Genomic DNA, 16960 nt, shown 5'->3' on the forward strand with positions numbered 1-16960 from the left:
TGCTCCCCTGCTCCCAGCTATTGGCAATGATAAAGTTCATATTCGTAGCCGTCTACGGTTGGCAAAGATTGAGTATCAGATGTAATACATGTTTTCACGGTTTCTGCTACGGGTGCGTGAAAGTTTACCAGCCACAAGTCAAAAGGTCGTGGTAATTGTTTTAAAGTATTTTCCAGAGCAATGGTGGAAGCATTCGGATCTCGATCTTGATGAGCTAGGAGAAATAGAGGATTTTGGAGTGAATTTGCACGTTTAATCTCCCTCGCAACTCCCATCATTTCCCCAGTGTGTACATAAGTCTTGTGGGTGGTGGCAATCAGTACTGGTGTTGGGGATGTTTGTTGAATTAGTTGCACAAACAGGTCAGGACGATAATATTTTTGATAGCCGAGATTGCAGATTACTGTAACTGCGCTGAAAAATCCCATTAACCAAATTAACATTACGGCTTTTTTCCCGTTTATTCCCCATTTACCTATACTTGTTATCCCATTTTTCCCTTGCTCTGTTTCCATCTGGGGAGGATGCCAACAAACTCCGAGACTTGCCCCTAGTAAAACCACGATCGCGGGAAAGTAAACAAAGTTATATCTAGCACCTCTGGTGAGGTCAATACCCAAAAAGTACGTAAAGATAAAGAATATTGCGATCGCACTGATAACTACTCCAGCAAGTACCTGAATCATCATCCGACTTTCTGGTTGCTGTAATTGAATTTTAATCCCACGCAGCAAAATTGGTACTGCCCAAATAAAGAAAGTCAGCATCACTACCCCAGAAGGAATCACAACCAAAGCTTGAGAAGATTCAACTGGCAATAGGGAAATCATTGCAATCAATGTTCCTAAAGCTTGAAAAATGGGGCTTAACCAATCTAGTCCAACGCGCGAACCTCGAATCCACTCGGTCAAAGCACCACGATTTTCATTCTCTAACAAGGTTGGTATCCAAATTAAACCCGCCACACAAGTACCAATAGCAACGGCATAGATACGCCGCCAGGGAGGAGAGAAGAGGAGAGAAAATTTGCTGCTCGTTTGCAATTGAAGCAAAGCCAGAAAAATCAAAACTACGACTTCTGTGCAAAGGGTAAGAGTGAAAAAATAATGAGTAGCAATACCTAAAGCATTAATTCCTATCCAGAAAAGTGCTACCCATATAGGTAAAGGTGTGCGGTTTTGAATATGACGTGTGGCAATTACTAAGCAGGTGAGGGAACCAATTACCCATAAGATTGCCAAAGTGTAATGACGCGCTTCTTGTGCTAAAAATACGCCATAAGGTGATACTGCCATCATCGCAGCAGTCAAATGTCCCACTAAGCGCGAATGAAAGGCTACTCTACCTAATACGTAAACACACGGTATAGAGGCAGCGCCGATTATCGCTGGTAGCAATCGCGCACCAAACAGCGATACTAATCCTCCATCGCTGGGAAATAATTTCATCCACAGGTAAGCCAGCACAAAATACAGTGGTGGATGACTATCTTGCGTCGCTAAGTTATGAATGACATTACCAATACTAGCCGCTGGGTTTAGTTGCAGTGGTTGTAATAGGATATCAGGTGCGATCGCTCGATCGAGGGGAACTGATAAAAAAGTATTCCCCAGGCTAAATACCAAGGTGGCAAACTCATCAGTCCAAGGAGGCTTTGCAGTCAAGTTGACTAGGCGCAAGCTGATGCCGACAATCAACCACACTAAGATCAGCAAGGGATTAACCCAGGAAGGAGGAAGGCGATGCCAATTATGCCAATGCTTGCGTTGTGAACCAGAGTTTTTATCTGCCAGAGGCTGGAAATGGGTAGCAGATGCAGATAGCAACGAGATAATTTGTTTGTAAAAATAAAATGCACCTTGGAAAAAAAGTCTCATTGCCGGGCCTCACAGTCATGGATTTGTAGATTTGACGTTTGAGATTTAAGTTCGTTCTAAAATCTAAAAACAAAAATCTAAAGCTCAAATCCCTCGTTGTGATTATTTCACGTCTGTGACGCGCCAGCTAAGTTTCAAATTAACCCAGAAATTCCAGATGGTAGCAACTGCGATCGCTATCAACTTAGCTAAATACTGATTTATTTCCAAGACGTTATAGAGAAAGTTAATTATTAGAGCTTGTAATATAACTCCTGCCAAACAGACTGCACTGAACTTCAAGAATCGCTTGAAACGTTGATGCAAAGCGCGTTGCCCTTGAGAAATATCACTAAAAGTCCATACATCATTCCATAAGAAATTATTTACGATTGCCACTCCGGCCGAAAGAATTGTACTGCGAGTTAAACCTAAATGAATTACAGTACGCAGCAAGTGAAACACCGTTAAATCCACAAACACACCACTAAAGCCAACAAACCCAAAACGGACAAATCGACCGACGGGAAAATTGACTTTTCTACTCAATCGTCCTACTTTCCCTGTGGAAAGCCGCAATCGCACTAAGTGGTGGATGTAATCTATATATTGCTTCCATGTCACCTTACTCTCGCCCTCTTTGCGTTCGCAAAATACATACCCAACCTCGGCAACTTGGTCTACTTTTCCCCGGCCAATTACTTCTAGGAGAATTTTATATCCAACTGGATTGAGTGTTGTACCTGCGATCGCACTCCGGCGCACCATAAAATAACCACTCATCGGGTCAGAAACTCTGCCCAATACCCCCGGTAAGATCAGCAAGCCTAACAACTGAGCGCCACGAGACAAGAAACGCCTAACAATACTCCAGCTACTAACACCGCCTCCTTCTACATGACGGCTAGCTACTGCCAAATCTGCTCCCTGCTCAATATTATGCAACAGTTGTATTAGTACCTCTGGTGGATGCTGCAAATCTCCATCAATCACCCCCAGCACACTCCCCGTAGCTGCTTGCCACCCACGAATCACCGCTGAGGACAGCCCCCGTTCTTGTTGGCGTCGCATCACTCGCAACTGGGGGTATTCTGTCGTCAAAGATTGCGCTATCTCCCAGGTTCGGTCTGGGCTATCATCATCTACTACTATTAGTTCATAGTTTCCTGCAATAGATTCATCCAGTAATTGACTCAATATGCTGACTACATTCTTGATGTTGTCACGCTCTTTATAGGTAGGAATTACTAGAGAAAGATGAATAGAATTATCATCTGTACCCACGGGGTTGGGGGGCAACTCTGAAATCTTTAGCGGGCCAGTTGATACTGTTAACAACGAGTTAGATGAGTTTGTTTTCATATTCCAAATTGCAAAACGAGGGTGTGTAAAGTCCGTGGAAAATAGAATCAAACATCTGCTGACTTTATTGACTAAACCTAGTTGCTCAAAAGTTGAGGAATCCTTTTGTTACAGTTAGTTGCCCTGAATGTTTAGTAATTCCCGTACTTCGATTCCCACTATTTTCCTAAATTCATCTAAATTTTACATCTTACCCCTTGTTTTTATGATATTATACGAAAAATTACGTATTTTTTAGCAAAACATCCTGTACTTTTAAGTAAACTAAGTCAGCAAATATACAGTTTATTCAGCATATTTTTATAATTTTTTAATGATACACGGGGAATATTATTTTAATATGGAGTATCGGAAATTTTGGTAGTATGCTTATACATTACTGTTTTTACAGCAAGGTAAGAAGAAAGTGCAAATGCTGATTACATAAGCTTGTTACACCCGTCAAAACTTATTTGTTGATGCAATAAGTATTGAATTAATTAAACACTATAAAACAAAGAAAAATCAAAATATTTCTTTGATAAATAGTTATAGCTATTTCTTAACCATAAAAGCAGTTATAAATTCCTATTTTATTTTTGAAATAACGAACTACTCCATAAGATAAGAGGCAGTTAATGTTTCGTTCTGACCTGTTTTTAGGAGTAATTTGATGAACCAAATGAGAGTAGATATGTACAGTCTCGTTTTGGAAGATTTGTCAACGTTTAGCAATATCAAAAAAAAGCTTAATAAAAATTAATATGCTACTAAATAAGTATACTATTTAGTAGACACTGGCTTGAAAATATGTCAAAAGTAACACTGTAAAATCCCCCGATAGGGCATTGCAAAAAAGAGAAAAATTTTGTTTGTTATTAAATTAGATGACTTAGTTTTATTGCTTGTTTTGAGTAAATGAACCTCTAAAAATACAGGGTAGATCATGCATATTCCTGATGGATTTGTTTCTATTCCGGTGGCAGGGGCTACTGGTTTAGCAAGTGCGGCAGCGCTGTTTGTTGCCTTCGGGCGATCGCAAGAGGCTTTTGGTATTCGTCGTGCCCCGATATTGGGACTAACCACCGCCTTCATTTTTGCTGCCCAGATGATCAATTTTCCAGTAGCAGGAGGTACTAGTGGTCACTTGTTAGGGGGAACCTTAGCTGCGATCGTTTTAGGCAGTCCTTGGGCTGGAACGTTGTGTCTCGCCACAGTTTTAATTATTCAAGCCGTGTTATTTGCTGATGGTGGCATTACAGCCTTGGGAGCAAATATTTTTAACATGGCAGTAGTTGGGGTTTGGGTTGGCTGGGTTTTAACCGAAACCTTACAACGGTTGTTTGGTGGGTCTAAAGGGCGCTTACCCTTGGCTGCTGGGATCGCAGCTGGTGTGAGTGTAGTGGTAGCTGCGATCGCTTGTGCCATCGAATTAGCCCTCTCTGGAACTGCACCGGTAGCGATAGTTTTACCAGCCATGACTGGCGTGCATATTTTGATTGGTATTGGCGAAGGAATGATTACCGGAGGTGTGCTGACTTATCTGGCCAGAGCCAGACCAGATTTGTTACCAGGCGAACAGCACGAGTTTCGCGGCTGGTCAGTGCCTATTGTCACCATTTTTTTGATTGCGGGAGTGCTGTCACTCTTTGCCTCAGCCTGGCCCGATGGTCTGGAGAAAGTTGCCGAAAACACTGGCTTCATTAACTTAGCCGAGAAAGTACGGATAATTGTCCCGACTCCCTTAGCTGACTATGGAATTGAGGGTTTGGGGCCAATTGGCACTAGTATCGCTGGACTGGTGGGAGCTGCGGTTTGCTTTGCTGTTGCCTTTGGAATTGCCAAGGTAGTGAAACCGAATAATGCTTAAACTTTCCTTACCGCTACGCTTACAACTGTCTCTAGCGATCGTGGTGGGAGCAGCTTTATTAAAGCATCATGCCTGGTATGGACTAAGTGTATATGGCGCGATCGCACTTTTCTGGGCTTGCTTCTTGCGCGTACCAATTCGCCAATTGGGAGGATTACTCGGCACAGAATTGATTTTTTTGTCATTGCTAGCATTGCCTTTGGGATGGGAACGAGCCAGTTTTTTGCTAGTTCGTTCGCTGGTTTGTCTGGTGACGATGAATAGTTTTTTGTTAACTTTACCGCCCCACAGTTTCGGCATTGCCCTGAAAACATTACCAGTACCAGCACCTTTAAAGGAAAACTTGTTGTTAGCTGGGCAATATATGGAAATTTTGCTCTCAGAAGTAACACGGATGCAGCGCAGCGCCCAACTACGCGGTCTGAATGGAACTACGGGATGGTTGCGCTATGCCAGTGCTGCGATGATTGGAGCTTTATATCTCCGCAGTCTAGATCGAGCCGAGCGAGTCTATGCGGCAATGGTAGCTCGTGGTTACAACGGGCAATTACCCATAGATTCTACCCTCAGACCAAAAGAACGTTTTGCCCTATTAATAGCTTGGGCGATCGCTGCTAGCGTAACCCTAACTTCTTACAAAATTTAACCCACTCCCCAGTAGAGACACGATTCATCGCGTCTCAATTCCCTTACATATTGAGTTTGTAAATTTTGAAATCATTAACTTCTAATCCCCAATTATCAACCAATAATCCCCATGCAGCTGTAGTCGAGGTTGAGAACCTGGTGTATGCATATTCCCACCAGAAGCCAGTATTACAGGAAATATCTTTTACCTTGAACAAAGGCGATCGCGTCGCATTGATGGGAGCAACTGGTTCTGGAAAAAGCACCTTATTGGAGAACTTAATCGGCTTAAAACAACCGCAAGCAGGGAAAATTACCATTAATGGCATCCCTGTAGAACTGCAAACTTTACCCCAAGTGCGTCGTCAAATTGGCTTTAGCTTCCAAGATGCCAACGACCAACTATTTATGCCCACCATCTTGGAAGATATTACCTTTGGGCCGCGTAACTATGGGATCAAAGCAGCAGAAGCTAGCGATCGCGCCCGCCAGTTATTAGCTGATTTTGGTCTAGAAGCCTACGCCAATCGTTCCGCCCACGAACTTTCTGGTGGACAAAGACGCCTAGCCGCCTTAGCCTCGATTTTAGCCCTAGAACCAACAATTCTAATTTTGGATGAGCCAACTAACGGTCTCGATCCAGCATGGCGGCGTCATTTGGCGCAAGTATTATTAAAGTTACCCGTGCAAGCGATCTTAATTGCCTCCCATGACCTACATTGGTTAGGCAGAGTTACTCAACGCGCTTTGGTGTTGTCTGGTGGTCGTATTCAAATAGACAGCGATATTCAACCACTTTTGCAAGATGGTGCTACTTTAGACCAGTTGGGTTTGCCGATAGATTGGTGATTTGGGCATGGGGCAAGGGAGCAGGGGAGAAATTACAGTAAGTTTTTCCCCTCTGCCCCTCTGCCCCTCTGCCCCTCTGCCCCCTGCCCCCTGCCTCTTCTGCCCAATTCTCCCATTTCCCCGTAATATTGGATACTATATTGTGGGTTGAATTGCCGTTGGGGTGTTAATGTCTGTTTTACGTAAATATACTGTTCTTGCTCCTGTGAGCCTAAGTATTGCTTTGTTAGTTACTAGTTGCAGTGACAATAAAGTTTCCCAGTGCCAGCGACTGATTCGAGTTGTGAATGCTGGAACTTCTCTAATTGATAAAAATAAAGGAACGCAAGTGATAACTAGCATACAGTTATCTAAAGATTTAGACTTTGTGACTAAATCCATTGGAGAACTGAAGCTAACAGATCCGAAGCTGAAAGAATTTCAAAGCGGTTTTGTGAAGATTTTTCAAAATCTCAGTCAAGCGATCGCCAAGGCTGGTAGGGCGCTTGGTGCAACCAAGACAGCACAAGCCTCAGAATCTGGGAGAGCAAAAATCCAAAAGGCTAAAGTCGAAATTGATTCAGCACTGACAACAGCTACAACTCTTGGCAAACAGTCAGATACATTAGTGAATCAGATGAATAAGTATTGTAGCGAGCCAGAATAATCTATCTGGGGCAAAGGTGCAGAGGGGCAGAGGGGCAGAGGTGCAGAGGGGAAAAACTTACTGCAACTTCTCCTCTGCTCTTTCATTCTCCCACTGACACGGTGATCCCTCTCAGATAGACAGTAACTTTTATCACTTTTTTTTTAAAAAATTTCCTGATATACACCAACTTTATCTGTCAAAAGAAGTATTGGTGCAAGTCAAATGAAATACCAGGAGTGATATGAGTCTACTGATGGCGAGTGTGCTGACAACAGTGCCAATATCTGCGATCAATTTACCAGAAAAGTCCGTAATTCTGCCAGGAAACCCGGTGCAGCAGTCAACACAGGATAATTTGTCTCAAGTTGTCTCACCTGCTGATATTACACCACCTGAATTCGTTCAACCAGATATAACTACCTCGTCAGCGATAAAAAATAAGTACGAGAATATACTGAGAAAAAGTAGAGACAAAATTCAATTTATCAGTTCACCTAACTTACCTGAATTAAAAGATACTCAACCTGTAACAGAAGTTGTACAGAACCAGGAAAGTACAGAAGAATTTTTCCAATCTCCTCATCCTCCAGACTCAGACAACCCAATGTCTCAAGTCACCTCAGTATCGCAACTCCAGGACGTGCAACCCTCCGACTGGGCTTTTGGTGCTTTGCAGTCTTTAGTAGAACGCTATGGCTGCATTGCGGGATACCCTGATGGGACTTATCTGGGGAATCGCAGTATCAGCCGTTATGAATTTGCGGCTGGTTTAAATGCTTGCTTAGAGAAGATTAACTATGCGATGCCTGCGGTGGTCACTGAGCGCAGCCGAAGTGCGGGCTACGCCTACGCTAACAATAAAATTAATACTGTTAATAATGAAGATTTAATCTCGCTGCAAAGGTTACAAGGTGAGTTCAAAGCAGAGTTGCAGCAATTACAGCAGCGCGTCGAAGTTGTGGAAAAGCAGACTAGTGAATTACAAGGAAATCGGTTTTCCACAACTACTAGATTATTTGGTCAAGCAATTTTTAGCGTGCAGGGAACCAATAGCCCCGATGTCGATTTGTTTCCTAGAGATGGAGTACCTGAACGCCAGGGAAAAACCAATCTGACTTTTACAAGTAGCGCCCAACTAACCTTAGCAACTTCATTTACAGGGCGAGATTTGCTGTTAACTGGGCTGTCTGCGGGTAATTTGGGTTCTAATGCATCGTTGTTATCTACCAATATGGGGCGGTTGGGTTTCGAGTCAAATACAGACAACAATCTAGTTGTTAGTGACTTATCTTATCGATTTCTCGCCTCGAATAACTTGGGAATTGTCGTCGGTACGGCGGGAGTCAACCCCATCAACACCTTTCGCGGTATTAGCCCTTTAGAAGGTTCTAGCGATGGTGCAATTTCTCTATTTGGTCAGCGCAACCCGATTTTAAGTATTGGTAACGGCACTGGTGGTATAGGCTTTGACTGGCAAATTAGCGATCGCATCAGTTTGCAAGGCGTTTATAGTGCCGAAATACCCAGTTTTCCTGGCGACACCAAGCAGGGCGGACTATTTGGCGGTAGATATACTGCTGGCGCTCAGTTAAGTTTAGCACCCACAAATAACATCGATATCGGCGTACATTATCTCTATTCCCACTCCCCAGATGGCTTACTGGGAGGTGGTATTGGCGATTCTCAACTGATCTCACCTTTTGCAAATCCTACAGCTTTCGATACCCAAGCCATTGGCGCTACCGTTGCTTGGCGAATTAACCCTAACTTGCATTTGGGCGGTTGGGGTGGCTTTACTTCCTCCAAGCCATCCAACCTTTCTGGAAGTGTAGAAACTACTAACTGGATGGTATTCGCAGCTTTTCCTAATTTGCTGCGTTCTGGGAATTTAGGGGGCGTTCTCGTTGGACAACCGCCCAAAATTACTTCCAGTACTTTACCCGACGGCTTCAATTTTCCCAACTTTTCTGATGGGGGGACAGCAGGTGGACGTAGTGACACATCAATTCACGTAGAAGTTTTTTACCGCGCCCAACTGAGCGACAATATCGCCTTGACTCCAGGCTTATTCGTTATTTTCAATCCCGATCACAATGCTGCTAACGATGCCTTAATCGTTGGGACATTAAGAGCAAGTTTCCGGTTTTAATTTTGTACTGATGTAAAGGTTATAAATACGCTATTTAAATACTGATGAGTTCAGTATTAGATACTTTCACGATCCATTAGGAGCAAGGAAAAGTCATGCGTAAACATACGCGTATTTTTTTTATATGTGATTAAAGGAGCAAATTTTTCATGAAATTAAATTCATCAGTTAAGTTGGGTTGTCTTCTTGTTAGCAGCAGCAGTTTAGCCGCAGTCTTCATCGGTTTAGGTGGAACAAGTGCTTCTGCTCAAATCACAATTCAAAGCACTGGCACATTATCCGGTACTATCCAACTCCCCAGAAATAATCCCAATTTCAATCAAAGCATTACTCGTGTTGATACAGACGATGCAGGAACTTACTCTCGGAACTTAGGTACTAACAATAATCCTAATTACGTTCCTGTATACAAGTCAGACTATGTGCAGGTAAGAACGCGTAGTGATGGTAGTCTGCATTATTTTGTTGACTTTAAAGGCATTCCGATTGTCTCCTTTAATGGCGTTCTCACGTCGCCGATTCTCTCTGGCGGTGAGTTGACACCCTATAAATACCAGGGACAATTGGCAGGAACCACATTTCAAGGAGTAGTTCAGGATGAATTTAATCTCACCAAAGCCTTATACACTGGTATTGTCACCGATCCAAACACTGGAAACCAGTATCAGGGTACTTTTGAAGTGAGTGGATATGGAGTCAGATATAGCGATCGCAATGGTAGCGCCACCCCCACAGTCTTTGATTTCAAATCCGATCTCCCAGGTTCGCCAAAGGTGACATCTTTGGAAATGACTAACTCACCCCTAGCAAGAATACAAATCAAAGTACCTGCAACTGCAACTCTCATAACTCCTACACCAACTACTGGTGGTGGTAGTACAACCACTCCCCCACCAGTAATTAGCGGTGGTAGTACACCCACTCCCCCGCCAGTAATTAGTGGTGGTAGTACACCCATTCCTCCATCAGTAATTGATGGTAGTGCGATCGCTCCTGCACCCGTAGTTAGTGGTGGAGACACATTCACTGTTACGCCAATAGTTGATGGTGGAGACACATCCACTGTTACGCCAATAGTTAGTGGTGGAGACACATTCACTGTTACACCAATAGTTGATGGTGGCGCTTCCTCGACACCTACAACGTATACATCTGGGTCTAATTCTCCATCACTTTCTACTACACCTAATATGGAATTGAGTAACGGTAATTTCCTAGAGGTAAATCAAGTAGTTGTCAACCCTGCAACCCTTGCTCAAGCTGCTTGTTCGCAAGATTCTGCCAAGAGTTGTACAATAACTTCACCCAAACAAGCGATCGGCCCTCGTAGTCGAGTGCTACTGCGTTAGTTAGGGACTTTTCAATAAAAAATATCCAACTACTTTTTGTCGGGTGGGCGTCTCGTCCGCCCCTAAGTAAAGGCTAACTTGACCAAAATTTTGAATGCTTCTGGAACTCTAGCAGGGCAAAATGAAATCAATATAATAGTTAGCACAGAGGCATACATTGCAATTAAAAAAGTCCACCATCACTTATTCGTAGCGTTTTCGTTGCTCAGACTACCTTTCGGTAGTATGTTTTACCCTGATGATTTTCTGGCTATACTAGTAGACTTAAGCCGATTGATTGATAAATTTCATCCTCCAGCATAAAATATACAAAAACTCTAAATTTTGGACATATATCAGTATGCATTTACTTTTAACTGACATAAAAATCTTGTCCGATCTTGGAGAAAATTAATTTTATTGGAGGCTACAAAAACTCGATCGCTAAGGTTAACACTAACACTACAGAGTGAATATACATCAATCAAATATCTTCCGAGTAAGCACCTATGAAAGAAGAATTGATAGCCAGAGTCGTGCAAGTCTTGCGAATTAATATGAGTTGGATGACTTGGAATTTGTTTCTGGCTTTTATACCTTTGGCTTTGAGTGTCTGGCTATTTCGCATGAGGCGTGGTGGCACTTGGCTTTGGTGGCTAGGATTCTTAGTTTTCTATGCTTTCTTACCAAATGCACCGTATTTGTTGACTGATGTAATTCACTTGATAGATGATATCCGCACGATTCAATCGGTGTGGATGATTACTTTAGTACTTATTCCTGTGTATTTGCTAGTAATTCTCGGTGGATTTGAAGCTTATGTAATATCGTTAATTAATTGGGGTCACTACTTACATCGCATCGGTAAGAGCCAATGGATTTGGCGCGTTGAGACGATTACACATTTTCTCTGTGCTGTTGGTGTTTATTGGGGACGATTTTTGCGTTTCAACAGTTGGGATTTTATTACTCAACCCGATGCCGTAATAACCAAAGGGGTAGAAGAAATTCTGGGAAAACAGCCCCTGGTGATTATTGCTATCACCTTTGTGGTACTTGCAGGTTTGTACTGGATTATGAAACGAGTAACTTTAGGTCTTAGCCAATCAAATGGCAGAATAGGGATAAACTCAGGACGCACAAACTCTAATACGCCAAACATTTGATCGACGTGGCAATTTTGGCTCTTAATTTTGGGGTTTTAATTAGTAATTTACTTGATGAATATTGCCTATCAAAAGAAAGATGCAACTAAACCCTCCTTGAGGTGAAATAAACTCAGAAGCAAACGGTTGAACTTCAACCGCCATCACCTGAAAATAACGTCCGATCGGACCCTTGAATATCGATGGTCTGCTCTGATGTATCTAGTCATGTTGATAGGAGGGATATAATATGCAATTAATCTCGAAAGAGGAAATCAAGACATTAATAGAACAGCCAAAAGGAAATTGTGTTTCCATTTATATGCCAACGCACCCAGCTGGGCCAGAAGTGCGACAAGACCCAATTCGCTTTAAAAATTTGGTCAGGGAAGCAGAGGCTCGTTTAATTGATGCGGGTTTGACACAGGAAGATGCGATCGCATTGTTGGAAAAATCCCAGGAAATTGATACCCAAGAGTTTTGGGAGCAAATGGGAGAACAAGGGCTGGCGATTTTTATTTCTGAAAATATTTTTCGTTACTATCCCCTACCAATTGATTTTCAAGAGTTGGTCGTGGTTACAGACCGATTTCACATCAAACCATTGCTGCCAATTTTAAATGGCAATGGTCGCTTTTATATACTGGCTTTGAGTCAACAAGATGTCAGGTTCTTTGAAGGAACACGCTACAGCATTAATGAAGTGGAAGTAGAAAATCTCCCTAAAAGTCTAGATGAAGCTCTGCAAAGAGACGATACTGCTAAAGAAGGTCAGTTTCGCATCGCAACATCAAAAGGGGGAACCTCCAATCCTTTTTCGCAACCAGGTTCGTTTCACGGACAGGGAAGCCCTGACAGGGATAGACGCCAAGAAGATATCCTCCAATTCTTTCAAATTGTCGATCGCGCATTACACGAGAAACTGAAATTGCAAAAAGCACCTTTGGTGCTGGCTGGGGTAGAGTATCTCTTGCCTGTGTATAGACAAGCAAATACTTACCAGCATTTGATGGATGAAGCGATCGCTGGTAATCCAGAAATTCTCAGCGCCCAAGAGTTACATGACCAAGCTTGGCCGATTGTCGAGGCTGATTTCCAAAAGTCACAGCAAGCAGTTTTGGAGCAATTTCACGAATTGTTTGGTGGTGATACTGGTAAAGCATCTAACAACCTCCAAGAAGTTATCTCAGCCGCTTATTACCAACGAGTGGATTCATTACTAGTTGCAGTTGGTCAGCAACAGTGGGGTTTATTCGATCCAACCTCAGAAACGGTTTATTTGCACCCAGAAAAAGAAGCTGGTGATGAGGATTTGTTGGATTTTGTTGCTGCTCATACTTTATTAAACGGTGGCACGGTTTACGCTGTTCCCTTTGAAGAGATTCCATATAGCACAGCCGTTGCGGCAATTTACCGATATTGACATTTTGGTGGTGTTGTATAAAGTTAAATGTGCTATATACAACACCAACGATGATTACTATTCGCTCCTTTAGCAGTCAATCTCTAATCGGTTTAGCTCTTTTGAGCGCAACGGCTATATTTACCCAGACTGCAACAGCAGAAACAATAACTGGAGAATTGGGCAATGTGCGGGCAGAAATATCTTACGAAAAACCAGAGGAATATCAGTATAAAAATGTCCGGTTGAAAATTATCCGAGCGGATAAAACTGTTTTGGATCGAGAACTGCCGCAAGAAAATGAATATGATAGACCTTTAGGGAATATATCTGGACAAGAAAATAACTTACCAGTCCAAGACTTGGACGGTAACAAAGAACCAGAAATAATTGCCGATTTCTTTACAGGTGGAGCGCATTGTTGTACTTATTCATTAATTTACCGCTACGACAGCAAATCTCAAAAGTATATTAAGATTCGTCACGAATGGGGCAATGGTGGCTATCAACTTAAAGATTTAGATAAAGATGGACTGCCAGAGTTTGATAGCCGAGACGATCGCTTTGCCTATGCTTTTACAGCTTATGCTGATTCTGCCTACCCTCTGCAAATTTGGCGTTATCGCCAAGGTAAAATGGTTGATGTGACTCGTAGCTATCCCAAATTAATCTTCAATCATGCCTCAGAGCTATGGCAAACTTATACCCAAGCACGACAACAAGGCGATGATGGCAAAGGCTTTTTAGCAGCTTATTTGGCAGATAAATATCTGCTAGGTCAAGGAGAAGATGGTTGGAAGCGAGTGCAACAAGCTTATAAAAAAAGCGAGCGCACCAAATTCTTCGCCGATTTACGTAAGTTTTTGCGCGAAACTGGCTACATTAAATAAATTGGCAGGAAGCAATTAATTTATAACTTATAACTAATTAAGTTTTTGTCTTGCTGCTGCTAAAATTAGACGTTGTTCAGCACGAGCGATCGCTTGATATGTTCGCTCGACTGCTTCCGGTTCAACAGAAATGGAAGTTATACCCCATTCCACTAACTTATCGATGATTTCTGGATAGAGGGCTGGTGCTTGACCGCAGATTGAACAAGGGATACCAGCACTTTGAGCCATCTGGATCAGTTGAGCGATCGCACTCATAACTGCCGGATGACGTTCATTAAATACTTTTGCTAGCTGTCCTTGTTCTCGATCTACTCCAAGCAATAATTGCGTTAGATCGTTTGTACCAATAGAAATTCCGGCTGCACCTGCTTTCACATATTCGGGCAGTAAAAACAGGACGCTTGGCACTTCTGCCATCATCCACAATTGAAACTGCGACACCTCAGTTAAAAGGGCTTGCTCAACTTTGCGACGGCAAAAGACAAATTCTTCCACAGTCCGCACAAAGGGCAACAGTAAATTGATATTGCTGTAGCCAGCTTGCTGTACACTCGCTAAAGCTTGCAGTTCTAACTCAAAGACTGCGGGATTTCGTAAATAGCTGAAAGTGCCACGTTCACCCAACATCAACTGCGGCGAAGATTCTAAACTATCACTCAATGATGGTAAATCTTGCGATCGCCAATCTAAAGAACGATAAAAAACTGGTCTTGGGGCAAAGGCACGGGCAAACTGCATAATCTGCTCAGACCATAGCTCTAACAATTCTGCCTGACGCCCGCTTAAAATCCAAGTATTGGGATGTTGCCCGTTTAATATATTTAGTACCATCAATTCGGAACGCAACAATCCCACTCCATCCACAGGCAGGTTTTGCACTTGTTCTATTAAAGTGGACTGACTCAAGTTAACCAGCAGTTGGGTAGCAATCATAGGTAGATGAGACGTAACAGCGGGATGAGGCGCTTTCGGGTTGGGGTGATGGGAGGAAAGAAGATTTTCTTCTCTTCCTTTGCCCATCTCCTCCTTTGAGTCTCCTTTGATGCGATAAACTTCTCCTCTGTCGCCATCAAGCAGCAATCGTTCGCCAGTTTGGATTAAAGTTGTGGCAGATGTTGCGTTTACTACTGCTGTGATACCTAATTCTCTAGCTAGAATTGCCGCGTGACTGGTTAATCCCCCTTGTTCTGTGATAATACCACCAACTTGTTGTAAGAATGGCAACCAATCAGGTGTAATCGTTGGTATTACTAAAATGGCTCCCTTCGGTAGTTGTTCGGGTTTTTGTTGCGGATTAATAATTACCAAGGCAGTGGCTGCAACCCGTCCTCCGGCTGCTCCTAGTCCTCGAATCAAGTGTGAGTGGGGAATTATAGATTGCGAAGGACTAACTTGTGTGATATAGAGCTTGCCAGATGTAGTTTGCCCGGCAATAGTCCATTTAATGGTAAAAGTTTTACCTAGTTCGCTTACCAGTTGAGTTCCCAGAGCAATTATTTGTTGTAAGTATTCTTCTTGTAAAGAGTACTGTTTTTGTTGCGCTTCTGGAATTAAATAGGTAATCAGACAGGTGCGATCTGGTGTTAACGCTGAGTTCGGCAAGGGTTGCGAAAAAACTTTAGGCGCTGTATCATCAACGCCATAAGCTAGCATTTTATTGCCTAGTTGCTGCTCAAGCACAACCCCAGTTTCCGGTTGAATGTAGTAAACATCTGGCTGTACTTCGCCAAGTGCGATCGCAATTCCTAATCCCAAAGTAGCTTCAATTTCCCACCCAGAGGCATTGGTTGTGAGCGAGCCACTGGCGATCGCATTTTCAACAGGTTGCACCAAAACTGCGAGATTAATTTGTTGCAGATTAATCCCTAAGTGCTGCCAATATAATAGACTCCGGGCCCGAAATATTTGACTCCAGGTACGCTTTAGAGCCAGTGCGATCGCTTCCGGTTCGCACTGGCAAAATACCGACTCCAGTAAACCCGATATATTGTTGTTTATACCTGGAGTAGCAGTTGATACTGTCAAGGAAGGTCGAAGAATTAAACAGCTAGTTTGCCATTCTCTCGCGGCTTGGAAAATTGGACTCACCCACTCCTGGGTTACAGTCGCAGTCAGAATTTCTTGGCGCAAGCGACTAGCCACCTGCTGAAGTTGCCGCCAATTAGTGACATCCAGGTGTAGCGAAGAATGGGGTAAGTCAGCCACTAATGATTCTGAACTATTGAGATTTTCGAGAAATTGCCGCAAAATTTCTGCCGAAACTACAAAACCAGGGATCGCTGGATAGCCACGCTGGATAATTTTGCTCAAGTAAAAGGCTTTGTCACCTACTTTGGCGCGGTCTTGTAGTTTAATTTGATCTAGCCAGTAGAGTTTATTCACTCAATTTGTTAGTTGTCTATTTGTAGCCACAGCCATTTCTTTTTGGTATGTTATCAGGTTAATCTACTGACTTCTGAATAAAAAGTACTCAGGGCTGACAGCAGTTTTCTTTTGGATGAATTACAAAGTTACGGGTTTTGAAGCAGATAGAGGAGAATTCAGAATGGGCTACGCCCCGCTGCGCTAACAGGAGTCAGAAATCAGAAGTAAAACAGGCTTTATACCTGGCTTTGAGACGAATCGTTGTGTACTTCAATAACTTTAAATACGCTGTATAGCTGATTTGCTCTACTTATACATGGTCGGATCGTATTTAATTGTTGAGTATATAGGTTAAATCTAACAATTTAAGGTATAATTTTGTGGCTCAGTCATTTTAAATAGTCAAACAACTATTTAATAAACTTAAAATTCATCTAGTCTGCCAAAATGACGATCGTTGCCACAATTTAACAATGCAAATCTCCATTTATTGACCAGAATAATATTA

General features: G+C 42.7%; 13 protein-coding genes. 10 read left to right on the plus strand and 3 right to left on the minus strand.

Features of this window, described 5'->3' with window-relative positions; genetic code table 11:
- Positions 1-17: 17 nt before the first annotated feature.
- Complete coding sequence (locus tag V7K84_RS00180; RefSeq protein ID WP_334835234.1) at positions 18-1877, minus strand: glycosyltransferase family 39 protein; 1860 nt, start codon at positions 1875-1877, stop codon at positions 18-20.
- A 102-nt stretch (positions 1878-1979) separates the two neighbouring features.
- Positions 1980-3218 (minus strand): glycosyltransferase, encoded by a 1239-nt coding sequence (locus tag V7K84_RS00185; RefSeq protein ID WP_334835236.1) that lies wholly within the window; start codon positions 3216-3218, stop codon positions 1980-1982.
- A gap of 925 nt (positions 3219-4143) precedes the next feature.
- Between V7K84_RS00185 and V7K84_RS00190 the strand changes: the two genes are divergently transcribed.
- The 10 genes from V7K84_RS00190 (at position 4144) to V7K84_RS00235 (ending at position 14085) form a co-directional block, all read left to right on the plus strand.
- Positions 4144-5067 carry an energy-coupling factor ABC transporter permease gene (locus V7K84_RS00190; RefSeq protein WP_334835238.1) on the plus strand — a complete coding sequence of 308 codons (924 nt, stop codon included), beginning with the start codon at positions 4144-4146 and terminating at the stop codon, positions 5065-5067.
- Positions 5060-5713, plus strand: coding sequence for an energy-coupling factor transporter transmembrane component T family protein (locus V7K84_RS00195; RefSeq protein ID WP_334835240.1), 654 nt, complete (start codon positions 5060-5062; stop codon positions 5711-5713). Before V7K84_RS00190 ends, V7K84_RS00195 begins: the two co-directional genes overlap by 8 nt.
- A gap of 65 nt (positions 5714-5778) precedes the next feature.
- Positions 5779-6543, plus strand: coding sequence for an energy-coupling factor ABC transporter ATP-binding protein (locus tag V7K84_RS00200; RefSeq protein WP_334835242.1), 765 nt, complete (start codon positions 5779-5781; stop codon positions 6541-6543).
- 169 nt (positions 6544-6712) lie between these two features.
- Positions 6713-7189, plus strand: a complete 477-nt coding sequence (locus V7K84_RS00205; RefSeq protein ID WP_334835245.1) for a hypothetical protein — start codon at positions 6713-6715, stop codon at positions 7187-7189.
- Between the two features lie 223 nt (positions 7190-7412).
- The gene (locus V7K84_RS00210; protein ID WP_334835248.1) at positions 7413-9320 is read left to right on the plus strand and encodes an iron uptake porin; all 1908 of its coding nucleotides are present in this window, start codon (positions 7413-7415) and stop codon (positions 9318-9320) included.
- Positions 9321-9469: 149 nt separating this feature from the next.
- Positions 9470-10669, plus strand: a complete 1200-nt coding sequence (locus V7K84_RS00215) for a hypothetical protein (protein WP_334835250.1) — start codon at positions 9470-9472, stop codon at positions 10667-10669.
- A 78-nt stretch (positions 10670-10747) separates the two neighbouring features.
- Positions 10748-10972, plus strand: coding sequence for a hypothetical protein (locus tag V7K84_RS00220; RefSeq protein ID WP_334835252.1), 225 nt, complete (start codon positions 10748-10750; stop codon positions 10970-10972).
- A gap of 185 nt (positions 10973-11157) precedes the next feature.
- Complete coding sequence (locus tag V7K84_RS00225) at positions 11158-11814, plus strand: DUF1361 domain-containing protein (RefSeq protein WP_334835254.1); 657 nt, start codon at positions 11158-11160, stop codon at positions 11812-11814.
- Between the two features lie 229 nt (positions 11815-12043).
- On the plus strand, positions 12044-13216 hold the full coding sequence (locus tag V7K84_RS00230; RefSeq protein WP_334835256.1) for a baeRF3 domain-containing protein: 1173 nt from the start codon (positions 12044-12046) through the stop codon (positions 13214-13216).
- Positions 13217-13266: 50 nt separating this feature from the next.
- Positions 13267-14085 (plus strand): hypothetical protein, encoded by an 819-nt coding sequence (locus V7K84_RS00235; RefSeq protein ID WP_334835258.1) that lies wholly within the window; start codon positions 13267-13269, stop codon positions 14083-14085.
- 33 nt (positions 14086-14118) lie between these two features.
- On the opposite strand, the gene V7K84_RS00240 is transcribed toward V7K84_RS00235, so the two are convergent.
- Complete coding sequence (locus V7K84_RS00240) at positions 14119-16470, minus strand: putative PEP-binding protein (protein ID WP_334835260.1); 2352 nt, start codon at positions 16468-16470, stop codon at positions 14119-14121.
- Between the last annotated feature and the right edge of the window lie 490 nt (positions 16471-16960).

This window comes from Nostoc sp., from assembly GCF_036917315.1.
Lineage (GTDB): Bacteria > Cyanobacteriota > Cyanobacteriia > Cyanobacteriales > Nostocaceae > Nostoc.